Source organism: Saccharibacter sp. 17.LH.SD (assembly GCF_009834805.1).
In the GTDB taxonomy this organism is placed as follows: Bacteria; Pseudomonadota; Alphaproteobacteria; order Acetobacterales; family Acetobacteraceae; genus Saccharibacter.
Window position 1 is genome coordinate 273728 of record NZ_WVHO01000009.1, and the last position, 14585, is coordinate 288312.

The 14585-nt window shown below is 49.6% G+C and carries 13 protein-coding genes; 10 read left to right on the forward strand and 3 right to left on the reverse strand.

Going from position 1 to position 14585, the window contains the following annotated elements; genetic code table 11:
- On the reverse strand, nucleotides 1-735 hold the full coding sequence (locus GS501_RS02655; protein ID WP_160830310.1) for a heme ABC transporter permease: 735 nt from the start codon (nucleotides 733-735) through the stop codon (nucleotides 1-3).
- Between the two features lie 106 nt (nucleotides 736-841).
- Between GS501_RS02655 and GS501_RS02660 the strand changes: the two genes are divergently transcribed.
- Together GS501_RS02660 and GS501_RS02665 are read left to right on the forward strand one after the other, a co-directional pair.
- On the forward strand, nucleotides 842-1258 hold the full coding sequence (locus GS501_RS02660) for an EVE domain-containing protein (protein ID WP_160830311.1): 417 nt from the start codon (nucleotides 842-844) through the stop codon (nucleotides 1256-1258).
- A gap of 43 nt (nucleotides 1259-1301) precedes the next feature.
- Nucleotides 1302-2138, forward strand: coding sequence for an EcsC family protein (locus GS501_RS02665; RefSeq protein WP_160830312.1), 837 nt, complete (start codon nucleotides 1302-1304; stop codon nucleotides 2136-2138).
- Here the strand turns inward: GS501_RS02665 and GS501_RS02670 are convergent.
- Nucleotides 2105-2335 (reverse strand): hypothetical protein, encoded by a 231-nt coding sequence (locus GS501_RS02670; protein ID WP_160830313.1) that lies wholly within the window; start codon nucleotides 2333-2335, stop codon nucleotides 2105-2107. The two genes, GS501_RS02665 and GS501_RS02670, sit on opposite strands and share 34 nt — an antisense overlap.
- Before the next feature lie 30 nt (nucleotides 2336-2365).
- On the opposite strand from GS501_RS02670, the gene aat reads away from it, so the two are divergent.
- Genes aat through GS501_RS02710 form a run of 8 tightly spaced genes read left to right on the forward strand, consistent with a single transcriptional unit; the run spans nucleotide 2366 to nucleotide 13305 of the window.
- Nucleotides 2366-3046: a leucyl/phenylalanyl-tRNA--protein transferase gene (gene aat / locus GS501_RS02675; protein WP_370517916.1), complete on the forward strand. Its 681-nt coding sequence runs from the start codon at nucleotides 2366-2368 to the stop codon at nucleotides 3044-3046.
- Nucleotides 3046-3741 carry a hypothetical protein gene (locus tag GS501_RS02680; protein WP_160830314.1) on the forward strand — a complete coding sequence of 232 codons (696 nt, stop codon included), beginning with the start codon at nucleotides 3046-3048 and terminating at the stop codon, nucleotides 3739-3741. The genes aat and GS501_RS02680 overlap by 1 nt, the downstream gene beginning before the upstream one ends.
- Nucleotides 3742-3779: 38 nt before the next feature.
- Nucleotides 3780-4271 carry a thioredoxin-dependent thiol peroxidase gene (gene bcp / locus GS501_RS02685; protein WP_160830315.1) on the forward strand — a complete coding sequence of 164 codons (492 nt, stop codon included), beginning with the start codon at nucleotides 3780-3782 and terminating at the stop codon, nucleotides 4269-4271.
- Between the two features lie 36 nt (nucleotides 4272-4307).
- Nucleotides 4308-7556, forward strand: a complete 3249-nt coding sequence (locus tag GS501_RS09930) for an AsmA-like C-terminal region-containing protein (RefSeq protein WP_160830316.1) — start codon at nucleotides 4308-4310, stop codon at nucleotides 7554-7556.
- 58 nt (nucleotides 7557-7614) lie between these two features.
- Nucleotides 7615-9006 (forward strand): replication-associated recombination protein A, encoded by a 1392-nt coding sequence (locus GS501_RS02695; protein ID WP_160830317.1) that lies wholly within the window; start codon nucleotides 7615-7617, stop codon nucleotides 9004-9006.
- Complete coding sequence (locus GS501_RS02700) at nucleotides 9003-9974, forward strand: RluA family pseudouridine synthase (RefSeq protein WP_160830318.1); 972 nt, start codon at nucleotides 9003-9005, stop codon at nucleotides 9972-9974. The genes GS501_RS02695 and GS501_RS02700 overlap by 4 nt, the downstream gene beginning before the upstream one ends.
- 29 nt (nucleotides 9975-10003) lie before the next feature.
- Nucleotides 10004-12604, forward strand: coding sequence for an AsmA family protein (locus tag GS501_RS02705; RefSeq protein WP_160830319.1), 2601 nt, complete (start codon nucleotides 10004-10006; stop codon nucleotides 12602-12604).
- On the forward strand, nucleotides 12601-13305 hold the full coding sequence (locus GS501_RS02710) for an ATP12 family protein (RefSeq protein WP_160830320.1): 705 nt from the start codon (nucleotides 12601-12603) through the stop codon (nucleotides 13303-13305). The genes GS501_RS02705 and GS501_RS02710 overlap by 4 nt, the downstream gene beginning before the upstream one ends.
- Nucleotides 13306-13372: 67 nt before the next feature.
- On the opposite strand, the gene GS501_RS02715 is transcribed toward GS501_RS02710, so the two are convergent.
- Nucleotides 13373-14572, reverse strand: a complete 1200-nt coding sequence (locus tag GS501_RS02715; RefSeq protein WP_160830321.1) for a bifunctional 2-C-methyl-D-erythritol 4-phosphate cytidylyltransferase/2-C-methyl-D-erythritol 2,4-cyclodiphosphate synthase — start codon at nucleotides 14570-14572, stop codon at nucleotides 13373-13375.
- Nucleotides 14573-14585 lie beyond the last annotated feature (13 nt).

The window sequence follows — 14585 nt, forward strand, 5'->3', positions numbered from 1 at the left end:
TTATTTTCCCCGGCGTGAGAAAAATTGAACTTGGCGCTCCATAAGTGAAGCACATAAGCGTGTGTTGACGAGCGTTATGGCCCCCAGTGTAAAGCCACCGGTACAAAGGACCAGAGGCCACATAAGCGACAGAGAGATGGTTGGTGTGGCTGTTAAGGAAATACTGTCAGGTTGATGAAGTGTATTCCACCACTGCACACTAAATTTGATGATAGGGAGGTCAACAATCCCTACGATAGCCAAGATAGCTGCGGCTTTTTGACCACGAAATGAATCATCAAAAGCACGAATAACAGTTATATGACCGAGATAGAGAAAGAAGAGAATAAGCATGGAGGTAAGGCGTGCGTCCCAAACCCACCACGTGCCCCAGCTTGGTTTCCCCCACAGAGAGCCTGTGACCAGGCAAAGGGCCGATGCTGCGCAGCCGATGGGACCAATTTCTATGGCAGCGCGGTCAGCCAAAGGGTGGCGCCACACGAGGGAGAGGATGCCGCAAAGGGCGAGAGCTACATAACAGGCAGAGGCTAACCATGCCATGGGAACATGGATATACATGATTCGAACATTTTCGCCCTGTTGCCAGTCTGCAGGGGAAAAGCATAATCCCCAAATAAGGCCCGTCATAAGCAGTATGACACTGATGGTGCCTAGTGGCAGGAGGCAGGGGCGGACCAGGCGTAAAAAAACACCAGGGTTGGCATAATGATGGAACCAAGATGAAATAGGGGACACGGTTATCACTCTATTATGAAACTTTTCTTCCTTAATCGGAACTCTGTATGATCGCAAAGAAACATATCTTTCCTGACAAGAGGAAAGCAGGAAGGACGAACTCACTATGGTGTATTGGCTTATAAAATCAGAGCCTGCTTCTTTCTCATGGGATGAGCAAGTTCGCAACGGAATCGAGCCTTGGAATGGTGTGCGTAATTATCAAGCACGAAACAATCTGAAGGCCATGGAATGTGGGGATAGGGCATTATTCTATCACTCCGTGAGTGAAAAGAGAATTGTCGGTGTCGTAGAGGTTGTAAAAGAGGCTTATCCTGACCCGACAACAGAGGATGCTCGTTGGGTTTGTGTCGATGTAAAAGCTATGGGGGCTTTTAGACGTCCTATTACTTTGGCAGATATCAAGGCAGATCCGAACTTGGCGGATATGGCTCTTTTGAAACAGTCGCGTCTATCGGTCGCACCGGTGACGGAATTTGAGTTTGATTACTTAACCCGACTAGGTGAGTGGGAAGGACGGTAATCCTTTCTGTATCGTCAAGTGTTGAGAAAATGGAGAAGGCCCCATGAACGCAGAGCACAACACACAACTTCCTAGTACGTCTTTCTTGTTTCAAGAGATGGATGGGGAAGCTTTGGCGCAATTGCACCAGGTGCTTGCGCAAGTAGAGGAAGGGCGTGGCACCTTAGTTCGTTTAGCGGATTTGATGGGAGGTGCCGTAGGGCGCGCGACGCAATTGGGGCTACAAGGGCTTGCTTTGGCCCCAGGACTTCAGGCGAAGCTGCAACGTATTACAGAGGTAGCGATAGAGCAGTCTTTTCGTGTTGCTATTCTGGGAATGGGGAGAGAAGGTCCAGCGACACAAAACAAATTACGTGAAAATATGATGCAAGCCGCTGTAGCGATTTCAGGCGCAGCTGGGGGTTTTGGTGGGTTTGCGAGTATGGCTCCTGATGTTGGTTTCACAACATTGGCTATTATGCGTGAAATTGCCAGTATTGCGCGTGAAAATGGCGAGGATCTACGTGATGAAGAGACACGGAGAGCCTGCTTAGAAGTGTTTGCTTTACGGAGTGTGGCGGCTGGTCGGCGTGAGGATGGCGAAGAAAGCGATTTAGGCTTTTTCGCTGCGCGTGGGCTGATGCGGGGGCAGCCCTTAGTCATGTTAATGGCCGAAGTAGCGGGGCATTATGGGATCGCTTTATCACGTAAACTTGCCGCACAGATGATTCCTGTGGCTGGTGCTTTGTGTGGGGCAGCTCTTAACTCTGCATTTTTGGCACATTATCGCGCTGTTGCCCGGGCACATTTCACTATTCGTCGTCTAGAGCGTACTCATGGGACAGCGGTGAAAGAGGCGGCGCAAGCTTACCGGGGGAGAGCTTCTGAGTCTGATGTGTGAGCGGAGGCAGATAGAGAGCGTTTGTGGGCACGGCTCAGGCGGATATCCTGGTAGGTCTCGAGAATGCCGAAAATCACGACGCCGGCTAGGCAGACAAAGTTTACAATGCTGAGCAGGCGGTTGAGAGACGGAGCGTAGAGCAGACGTATGCCGCTACTGATTAAAAACCCGATGAGATAAACAAAGGTTTGCGGCATGGAGGTTCCTGTCATGCTGTGTGTTCATGTATGAGTGATCAATTTATGGATGATATCACAGCAGAACATCTTTTGCGTGCCTATGAAATAGGTATTTTCCCGATGGCTCCTAGTCGGGAAAGTGATGAGCTAGAGTGGTACGCCCCGCAAGAGCGTGGGATCATTCCGTTGGATGCGCCTCATATTTCTAAACGTCTTATGCGGACGGTTCGTGCCCAGAAATATCGTGTCAGCACGGATGATGATTTCTCAGCTATGATGATGGCGTGTGCAGAATCCATGCCTGGCCGGGAAGAAAGTTGGATTAGTCCACGGATCCGCATGTTATATGGCGAGCTTCATCGGCAGGGATATGCGCATTCTGTTGAAGTCCGCCGTGATTCTGGAGAATTGTTGGGTGGGCTCTATGGTGTTTCTTTAGGCGGTGCGTTCTTTGGTGAAAGTATGGTGTCGCGTGAGCGGGATGTATCCAAAATTGCTCTTGTTCATCTTATCGCAGCGCTCCGTCAGGGAGGATATCGTTTGCTTGATACCCAATATGTGACGCCGCATTTGAAGCATCTCGGGGGCATCGCTGTGCCGTTGCTTGATTACCAGGAAAAGCTTCATGAGGCGTTAGCGGTACCGGCTGTTTGGCCGCAAGATGTCAGTTTTGAAGCCTTGCAGAGATCTATTCTTAATTTAAGGTCAGTTCCAGAAGGGAGAGCGTGATGTCTTATTTTCATAAAATATGTGGTGTGGGAGGGGCCTTGATGGTGTCTCTTTTCACAGCGTTCCCCACGAGTGGGCATGCGGAAGCCTTGGGAGACCATCCAGTGTTGACGCCTATGCGTGATGTGGTTGTGACCTACCAGTTTCAAGATAACCCAAACCCGGGCGCGACGATGAAGAACGTCACGATTTCTTTTGAAGCATCTGGAAATCGTCTCCGTATTGATCGTGCAGATTTGGGTGGGGTGACTATTCTGGATAGGCTTTCTCAGAGAGTGACGCTTATTAAGTTAGATACGCACCAATATATACAGTTCGTGCCTTTGCATGGTTTGAGAAATCCATTCTTGCTGGATTTGAATATGGCCTATCATGCGGAAGAAAAACGGCGCGTTGCTGGGTATGAATGTCAAAATTGGTCCATTGATACCACTCATGGAAAGGCTGAGGCGTGTGTTACTGATGATGGTGTGATTTTGTCGGAAAGTGGCGTGGATGCCGATGGCGTGACAGGGCGTCTTGAAGCCGTTCAGGTAGATTATCGAGCGATTCCTGCGAGTGCTTTTGAGCCGCCTGCAGGTTTTCAAAAATTTCAGCCATTACAAACCCGGAAAGGGCCCCCGGCACAGCCTGCGGGTGGGTCTTCAGCTCCTCCTGTAGCAGCTGGTCAGAATACATCTCCATCAACACCGTGAAGACGACCGTTCAACTTTGAATAAGGGAGAGCAGGAACGTGGAATCAAGTCTTATCCAACAAGGGCAGAAGGCACCTTCATTTTCTTTAGCTGGGGTTAGTCCTCAGGGGGAAGTTATGCTCACAGAGGAGGCGTTGAGAGGAGCCCCTTATCTACTCTATTTTTACCCGAAGGCTTCTACTCCAGGCTGCACGACGCAAGCATGTGATTTACGAGATGCACTCCCTGAATTGCAGACTTTGGATGGAGCGGGGTTACGCGTCATAGGTGTGAGCCCTGACCCGGTAGAGAAATTGTCACGTTTCCTACAGAAACAGGCTCTTACGTTTACACTTTTATCCGATGAGGCTCATCAGCTTGCTGAGGCTTATGGTGTATGGGTACAAAAAAAGCTCTATGGCCGTGAATTTATGGGAATAGAACGCAGCTCATTCATCATTAATGCGCAGGGTGATATTCAAGCAATTAAACGACGTGTTCGCCCAGCAGATCACGTCCATTGGGTGAAGGATATTTTAGCACAGCTATAGAGGGCTTACTTTATACAAGGCGCGAATGGGGATTATGTGCTCGATATAGGTGGACAAGAGGGGTCGTCGAAGAAGCGTCGGTTACTTTTACGGCGTGTGGTGCGCTGGGCCATTACCGCTCTCGGTCTTTCTGTCGTGGTTGGTGGGGTGCTATTGGGATTTGCGTGCTGGCGTTTCACACAAGGCCCTGTGGATGTGACGGCTTTGACGCATTGTTGGGGCCCTATTGCCCTCCACGAGCGTGGGGACCGGCCTTCTACCAATTATGTGCAGTGGGGACGGGTTGTTCTCGAATGGCTCCCTAGTCATGAGGAGCACCCTGCCGCTATTACTATAAAATTGTCCCACATAGAGGTGAAGCGAGCAAGCGGTCAGGTGGTGAACCATGTAGACCGTGCCGAGGTTGTCCTAAATGTAAAGCCGCTGCGGCATAAGCTGTTGGCGTTGCGTTCTGTATCGCTGTCGGGTGTGTCTTTATCGTTACGCCGGCAGGTCGATGGGCATATTATATTGGATGGGGGATGGTCTCCCACGGCACGTGCATCTCAGAAAACAACGTCCCAACAGTCATCCTTTGGGTGGGAGGCTTCGGCGTTAAGATCTGTGACGCTGCGTGATATTTCAATTAGCCTTTATAATGACTACCGTTCAGATGACGGTATTTTTTTGACAATCCCCACGGCAGACATAGCGTATCATCAGCCTTCTGGTTGGAAAGGAACTCTTGTTGGGGCGGTTAGTCGGGCTCACGAAAATATTCCATTCAAGTTGATGGCAATACCAGACCAAGGGGGGGTAACGCACCTTTCTGTCGCGGTAGAGCCATTCATCCCAGCGCATTGGGTGGAAGGGCTTCCTAAAGAGGCGGATGTGCTTGGGCGCTGGACGATGCCTGTATGGGTCTCAGTGGAAGGAGAGATGCTTCCGCATAAAATGGAAGGGCATTTCCTAAACACTAAGGCCATTATTCATTGGGATTCTGGCGATATTTTGCAGCCCGGACATGATGCTTTGCACTTACGAGAGGGGAATGCAGAATTTAAGGCCTATTGGACGGGGCCTCATTTGTTGCGCGATCTTTTGTTAGATCGAGGAACGATCCAGTTCATCATGCAGGATTCACAGCAAAAGCTTGTGCCTGTGAATATTACCACACAATTTCATACAGATAGCCTCTTGGCATTACAGCATATTGGCATTGATGTGCATGCTGAAATTCCAGCCTTTGACTTTGCCTCTTTGGGGTCTATTTGGCCGCAGGGCGTTATGAAGGGCGGGCGACGGTGGATTACGTCTAATATGCCGGTGGGCAAAGGTGAAAACTTAACGCTTTCAGCCCATTTGCAGAGCGATCATGGATTGAAAGAGTTAGCTGTAACGCATCTTGAGGGGGATTTACGCGGGCATGGGTTGGATGTCTTTTGGCTAAGACCGGTGCAACCCATTACAGGCCTTGAAGCACACGCGCACTTCTTAGACGCTGATCGTCTGCAAATTGATGTAAGCCATGGCCAGATAAAAGGTGATCAGGGTGTGCTTATTCGTGTACCTCAAGGTACAACGATCATATCTGGGTTGATGCATAAAGATCAATTTGCCCATATTCATGTTGGGCTCAATGGCACATTGCCATCATTTTTAAAATTATTGGCCCATCCACGGCTCCATCTTTTGTCACGTCATCCTGTCCCATTGATGAAACCGAGTGGAATGGTTTTGGGTGAGTTGTCACTATCCTTGCCATTAGACAGTCGTGTGACAGTCAATGACATCTCATTCGCGGCGAAGGCTCAGTGCTCACAAATTGCTTTTGGTCTGCCCGCATTAGGCGCCATTCGGCAGGGAAACGGGTTGTTGCATGTGACGAGCAAAGAGATGCACTTTCAAGGTCAGGCGAGTTTAAGAAATGTGCCTGTCCAGCTGTCGATGATGGAGAGTTTCCAAGCGAATGTAGAAGGGCGTCTTCTGCGACAAGTTGATGCTCATGCTTTATTGGGGCCAACGACATGGCCTGCTTTTGGCATTAATATTCCGAAAGGAATGTTGATGGGTCCTGTATTGACGAATGTCGCCTATCGCCAGGTAGGGCTTGGGCCGGGGCATCGAAAAGCTGATGTCGATCTTATGTTAGATTTTACACAGGCAGCCGTCTTATTGCCTGTATGGTCGAAATTGTCTGGCGACTCAGCCTCACTTACAGGGCATATAGTGTTACTTGATGGGGCGCTTCAACAGTTGGATAATGTGAAGGCGAAGGGGCCTGGGCTTTTTTTATCTGGGACTGCTGAAATACAGCGCCATCGCGTGCATGGGATGGTTTTTGATCATATGCATGTTGGACGAAACGAGGGGCGCTTGCAGATTGAATGGCCTAATTCACTGACAGCGCACGATCCTTATCGCATTGATGTGAATGCTCTTACGCTGGATTTAGCGCCATGGCTGAAGAAAACATCCAATAAAAAACGTTCTGGATCTGAGGTTGGTAATAAGAAAAAATCATCGTCATGGCGTTTGCCCTCTGGGAAGTGGCAAGTTTCAGTGCAAGCAGATCATGTTTTCTTTGATTCAGAAACCGCGTTCGAGCGTGTTCGCATGGCGGCTGTATGGCAGCAATATAAGATACAGAGAGCAAATTTATCTATTGTTGCTCCCTATCCTGTAACAATGCAGCTGGAGCCTCGTGTAAACGGGCAGCATCTTGATGTGAGTGTTCAAAATATTGGAGATTTTCTCAAGACTATAGGTGTTTATTCGGTCCTTTCGGGAGGGAGTGCACGCATAACAGGCACTTTTTTACCAGAGCGTCTTTCTCAACAAACGGTGGGTTGGGGAATAGGATTGGGAAGTTTTGAGGGGCATCTAGAGGCGCAAGATGTGGCCATTCCACATCCCCCAGCGGTGCTGACGATGGCGACTGTTTTTGCTCCACTGCATTGGGGGCAACTCACGCGAGATCGTTTTGAGGGGCTGAGTTTATCATCTGATATAATGTTGGCGGATGAGATTCTTACATTGAAGCAGACACAAACACATAATGCGATGGTCGGTGGTACTATCGAGGGGACCGTTAATTTTAAAACGGATGCATTGGAAATGAAGGGAACGGTCTCGCCCTTTTTTGGTTTAAATCGCGCTGCTGGGTCCTTGTTTGGGGTATCCTCTAAAGGCAAGGGCGCTATGGCGATGAATTACACCTTGAAGGGAACGCTGGATCATCCAGAATTTCATACCTACCCGCTTTCAGCATTCTTGCCGGATGTTTTGAGTAATATTTTCCATTAGGAAGTGGTAAGGCGGACAGGCAAGAAATGGATGAGATGGTAGGAAAGAGGGGGATATAATGGCTGAGGGATCTGACCTTTTCGGAGCATTAGGCTCAGAGCCGATGCCTATTTCTTCATCTCAGAAGAAAACCGCACAGAATGGACGGCGTCCATTCGTGAAAACACAGCCATTGGCAGATCGATTACGGCCAACCGATTTACTGGATGTGCGCGGCCAGGAGCATTTGTTGGGTCCAGAAGGAACATTGACGCATATGCTCGCGCGGGGGAGTTTGCCTAGTCTTATTTTATGGGGCGGCCCTGGATGTGGTAAGACAACGATTGCTCATCTATTAGCCGAGCGTGCGGGGCTTTTTTATACCCAAATTTCTGCTGTTTTTTCAGGCGTAGGGGATTTGCGCAAAGCGTTTGAAGAGGCTGATCGTCGTTTGGAAGCATCGGGGAAGGGAACGCTTCTCTTTGTTGATGAAATCCATCGATTTAACCGAGCTCAGCAAGATGGTTTTTTGCCCTATGTGGAACGAGGCACGGTTGTTCTTGTTGGGGCAACAACTGAAAATCCCTCTTTTTCGCTCAATTCAGCTTTGCTCTCACGCTGTCAGGTTTTGGTCCTAAATCGGCTAGATGATCAGGCACTAGAAGGATTGTTGCAGCATGCTGAGGCTGTAACGAAGACATCTCTTCCTGTTACAAAAGAAGCGCGTGCTTCGTTACGTGCTATGGCGGATGGTGATGGGCGCTATTTGCTGAATATGGTGGAACAGATATTGGCTATGACAGCATCAAGAGGAGAAGCTGAGTCAGCTCCTCTTTTGAATGTGATGGATCTAGCGAAATATTTGGCCCGCCGTCCCGTGTTGTATGATCGTGACCGTGAAGAGCATTATAATCTTATTTCAGCGTTACATAAATCATTGCGCGGGAGTGATCCGGATGCAGGGTTATATTGGTTTGCACGGATGCTCGAAGGTGGAGAAGACCCCCGTTATATAGCGCGTCGATTGGTACGTTTTGCGGCTGAGGATGTTGGGGAAGCAGACCCTTCATCATTGCCCCTTGCTCAGGCTGCGGCCCAAGCATACGAAAGATTAGGTTCTCCTGAGGGGGAGGTTGCTTTGGCACAAGTGGTGGTTCATTTGGCTGTGGCATCGAAATCGAATGCTGTCTATGCGGGGTATAAAGCGGCACGTGCCTTGGCTAAGAAGACAGGAAGTCTCATCCCACCTGCCCATATTCGGAATGCTCCGACCAAGCTTATGAAGGAGCTTGGATATGGTCGAGGTTATGAATATGACCACGACCATGAAGATGGTTTTTCAGGGCAAAATTATTTCCCTGATGGTATGGAGCGTGTACAACTTTATCAGCCTGTTAATCGTGGATTTGAAGAAAGAATCAGAAAACGACTAGACATGCTGGCGCAGAAACGGGCATCCCGCCAATCATGAGTGTTGAAAATCGTATTGTCAGTGAAGATGAGGCCGATCTACGCCTTGATCGCTGGTTTCGTCGTCATTTCCCGAACTTGACGCAGGGGGGATTACAAAAACTGTGCCGTAAAGGGCAAGTGCGTGTTGATGGAAAGCGTGTGCAGGCGAATCACCGTCTCTTTCCGGGGCAAACGATACGTGTGCCACCTTTGCCTGACCAAACGCGGCCACCACCACCACCACCACCCAATCCAGCGCTGATTCGTCGTTTAAAAGACATGATCTTGTATGAGGATGACCAGCTCATTGTACTCAATAAGCCATCGGGCCTCGCAACGCAGGGCGGTCCTGGCATTATTGAGCATGTCGATATGATGTTGGAGGGATTGCGTCCCCCGGGCGGGGAGCGGCCGCGTCTTGTTCATCGGATTGATCGTGATACGTCGGGTCTGCTGCTTCTCGCGCGTACGCCTGGCGTTGCGGCAAAATTGGCGGCTTCTTTTCGAAGTCGTGAGGTGACAAAAACCTATTGGGCTGTTGTGGTAGGGCGTCCGACCCCAGAAGAAGGCATGATTGACCAACCCTTAGTGAAGGTAGGGGCTGGAGGGGCTGCATTGGTCATTCCCTCAGAACGTGGGGAAGAAGATGCAGTATCGGCCAAAAGTGCTTACGAAACGCTTGATGCCGCAGGGAAACGTTTCAGTTGGTTGGCGTTATCTCCTTTGACGGGGCGGACACATCAGTTGCGTGTGCATTGTGAGAGTTTGGGAACCCCCATTTTGGGTGATCCACGGTATGGTGGAAAGAAAGCGCATCCAGATGGTTTTATGGATCGTCTTCATCTCCATGCACGCGCCCTTGAGTTTCCTCATCCTGCGGGTGGGAGTTTAAGTATTACCGCACCATTGCCATCACATATGATGGAAACCTTTCGGATGTTGGGGTTCATTGCTAAGACGACGCCGCCTCCTAAACGGAAGCGTTAAAAGACGGAAGACGTGAAAGGTCACAGCGAATGAAAAAGCTGGTCGGGGTTCTAATTGCGCTGGTTGTTGCATTACTTGGGGTCAGTATTGGAGCGCGTACGCTTATTGATCAAAAGGTCGTAAAGAAAAATCTTATGCAGGCCTTTCGCGATCAGAGCGGTCTGGAATTGACGATGGATCAAGTGGCTTTCCAGGTGCTTCCTTGGCCATCATTTCACGCAACGAATGTTGTGTTAACTCGGCCAGGTTGTACGCCATTTGTGAGTGCACGTTCTGTGCACGCGGATATTTCGCTTTTAGCGCTCTTACATCGTGAACTTTCATTCCAAGATTTTACAGCAGATGGGGCGCATATTGTCTTCCATCGCACGCGCGAAGGAAGATGCTCCACGTGGCTTCCTTTTAAAACGGATGACCAACCCGAAACCGCCTCTCATCAGGTTCGTGATCAGACGATCCATGCGCAGTGGAAGATTTCCTTTGCGGCATTGCATATGAGTAATGCTGATGTTTCTTGGCAGGATGACCATCAGGGCGACGAACAGCGCGGCGGCTTTGCCATTTCATCGTTTGATATGATGGGGATGCGGAGTGATGGTCCTTGGATCGATTTGAAAGCTCAGCATGATCAAACGCCATTTAGGTTTAGAGGTCGTATTGGTCCCACGCATCGGGTTCTTTCTGCATCTGCGAAGCAAGATACACCCTGGGGCTTTAGCTTTGGGCTGACATTTGGGCCAGAAAATGCACAGGATCAGATGGTCATCGATGGCACGATGATGGATCCGCATCGTTTACGTGGAGTGCGTCTTAGCCTGCAGGGACATTGGGAAGATTTAAAAGATTTGGAAGGGCTTTTCCCTCATCTCAAATTACCCGATGTTGGCCATGTGAGTGGCATGGCTGACTTACGTGAGAAAAATGTTGCGGGAGCAAATGAGCCGCATGGTTTTGCTGAAGCGTTGAGAAGCCTGCCTTCAAGACTTTATCCTGTCCAAGTACATTTACAATTGGGACATCTTGTTTTCCCTCCGGGAACGCTCGGAGTTGAGGAAGCGTTGCATTTACGTAATTTACAAGTTGATGGAGATGCCGCTTTAGCGCCGCTCATGATTCAAGGAGATGTTGATTGGGGACGTTTTTCTTGGACTGTCCATGCCGATTTTCATTCACTCGAACAAAGTGTGATGGCTTGGATGGATCCAGGAAAACCCTCCGTGCCACTTACGATGCAGATAAAGGGCCGAGATCGTACACTGGCAGCGTTATTTTCTCGTAAGGATAAGGACAATGAACCTAATGTGACGCAAGATGGTGTGCATCTTGATATTGAGGGGACAGTCGGCCGGCAGACGAGTACTCTTTCGGTTAAGGGTGGCGCTGATATGTTGCAACTGCCAGAGTTTCCTGGGGTGGGAAAGCAACTGTCGGGAGCCATTCTGCATAATCTTTTTGTACAAAATACTCTGTCGGTCGGTCCTTTATCCCAAGATGGGCTCACCATGATAGGGTTACGTGATGTGCATTTTGAGAGTCAGGAGATGGGCGGTGTGGGGAGCCTCTTACTCGAGCGCCGCGTCAATAAGCCTTCTCATATCGAAGGATCTATTCATTTCTCTCATCTTAATGGCGACGCTTTGGCTGTCTCTTCAGATGAAGCTGCAGAGAACTCTTCTGAAGGAGAAACAGCATTAACACCTGTTGTTAGCGGCAAGAATCCAGACCATTCATCAATGTCGTCTTCTGATAGAATGCAGGCTTTCTTGAAGGGGCTACATGAACATGATCTCATGTTGGATATAATGGCGGATCAGCTTCATGTACAAGAGCTAGACTATCATGATGTGCACATAAAGATGACAATGGGCGGAGGGCGCTTATCACTGGATCCGGTAACGGGAACAGTAGAGGGTGTTCCTTTAATGGCACGTGTGGCGTTCGATAATACAGTATCACCTTCACGCGTGCATATCGAAGCGTCACCGTTGATTGTTCCTTCATCGATTACGTTTCGTTTGTTGGGGCAGCCTGCCTTTTTGAGTGGCCCTATTCAGTGGGATGGAATTCTTGATGCTCAGGGGATCAATCAAGAGAGCTTTTTCCATTCTTTGAACGGAACGGTTGGTTTGTCGCTTGTCAAAGGAGAAGTGAAAACGGCGACTTTGGTGCCGTTGGCGGGACCGGTTGCGACATTCTTAAAATTAGGCGATGCAATGGTGGCATTCCGTTGCGCAGCTATGCATATGGATGTGCATCAAGGGATGGGTACGGTGGATACTTTGGGGCTGCAGAATAAGCATTTAGCCTTGAAGGGAAGCGGTACGGTTAATCTGAATGAAGGCTCGCTAGCTTTAGACTTACACCCTCGTTTTACATTCGTTGGCAATAGTGTCTCCCTTCCAATCATGGTGACGGGCTCTTGGATGGACCCGAAAGTGGCGGCGCAAAATGCAGTGGATGGAGAAAAGCAACTTTCTCTGGATGGTGGAGCTGATGACCCTGACTTATGTCAGCCTTTGCTTCAAAAGGCGCGCGAGGGTCATAATGGTTTGCCTATTCCAGCGATGCAAAATGCTTCCTCAGAGGGAGGGGGCTTTCTGAAAGCACTGGGAATTGGAGGTAAGCCATGAGCACACCGCGGAAACGCTTCTGGAAGCAGGTTGACGTTCAGGCTATGGGCGAGGGGATGTATGCCCCCGTCCTAGATGGACGATCCATTAAACTCCCTCAAGGAGCCGCACTATCGGTCTCGTCTCGTGCGTTAGCAGAGGCGATTGCAGAAGAGTGGCGATCTGTGAAAATGGGAGACGCTCTTACCCCCGATGCTCTGTCCTTAACCCGGATAACCGGTAGCTTTATTGAACGCGTTGAGAAAGATGTATCAACAACAAAAGATGTTTTACTCTCTTATGGGATGGATGACGCTTTAAGTTATCGTAGCGCTGCTCAGGATGAGGTTTTGTTAGGGCGCGTTTTATCGTGGCTTCAAACAAAAGGACTGTCTCCAGAAGCAACATTTGGGATTATGCCACTTCAACAGCCTATGGCGTATCAAGTTGCTTTAGAGCAATTTTTGGATACATTAGAAGCCGATACGTTGGCCGCTTTGGGTGTTATTGTTCCTATATTTAGTAGCCTATTATTGGCTCTTGCTCTCATTCATAACGTTGTGACGGTGGATGAGGCGATGCGTTTAGGGAACGCTGACGAAGAAAAGCAATTGCAACAATGGGGGCACGATGACGAACTGGCACATCAGCTCCAGCAAAAGGAACGTGACGTCCGCGATGCGTTACGTTTCCTAGAGTTGTCGCGCCAATCAGGACGTTAAAGAGACGGAAAACGTTAAAGGGAATCTCACAGGGGGCGAGCCTCTCATGAGATTCCCATTGTGTGTTTTATTCTTCTCCGTCGTCAGGGACCATAATGCTTACAGTCGCCGTGGCGGCAATGCCTTCTTGACGACCTGTGAAGCCAAGGCGTTCTGATGTTGTCGCTTTGACAGAGATGCGATCTATTTTAACGCGTAAAAGCTCGGCAAGACGTGCGCGCATTGCTTGAGCGTGTGGGCCAATTTTAGGGGCTTCGCAAATGATGGTAATATCGGCATTGACGAGCATCCCCCCTTTGGAACGGATGAGATCGCCCGCATGGATGAGGAAACGTGCGGAATCCATGTCACGCCACTGATTGTCACTGGGTGGGAAGTGGCGGCCAATGTCTCCTTCTGCCAAGGCTCCATAAATAGCATCACATAGCGTATGGATACCAACATCGGCGTCAGAATGTCCTGCTAAGCCACGATCATGAGGAATCTCAATTCCACAGAGAATGAGTTTACGCCCTTCGGCAAAGGCATGTACGTCATAGCCGTGACCAACGCGGGGAAGCATGGTTGGTTTATTATGGTCCACGATACGCTCAAGACGCATCAGATCCTCCGTAACAGTTAACTTTATGTTGTCCTCTGATCCCATCACGATGGCAACGTGGTGGCCTTCTCGTTCCAGGAGGCCTGCATCATCTGTAAGGGCTTCAGAGTGGCGATGATGGAGGTCTCGGAGAAGGGGAAAATGGAAGCCTTGTGGTGTCTGAGCACGCCAAAGATCAGCACGAGGAACCGTGGCCGTAATAATATCCTCAGAAACCTTTTTTAAGGTATCACTCACAGGTAAAGCAGGGATGACACCTTGATGCGTCTCAAGAGCTGTGAGGATATCTTGAATAATGCGGCCCGGCACAACGGGGCGTGCCCCATCATGAACGAGTACAATATCAGGCGGATTGGGAAGAGCGGCAAGTGCATCAAGCCCTGCTCGCACACTGTCGTGCCGTTCCGCTCCGCCTTCCACAGGTGGGAGAACATCGAGCCCGGAGAGAGCTTCCTCCAAGAGGGGATCATTCCCCACGGGCTGAAGAACATCGACATACGGCAACAGAGCGCGTGCAGCATGTCGAATGACGGGTTGTCCTTGTAATGACTGGAATTGTTTGCTGATAGCAGCATCAGAAGCCCCTGCAGCAAAACGACGTCCACGTCCCGCAGCAAGAAGCAAAGCAGCAACGCGTCTGGGAGACGAAGAGGAAGAGACGGTCACGATGAACAACTAT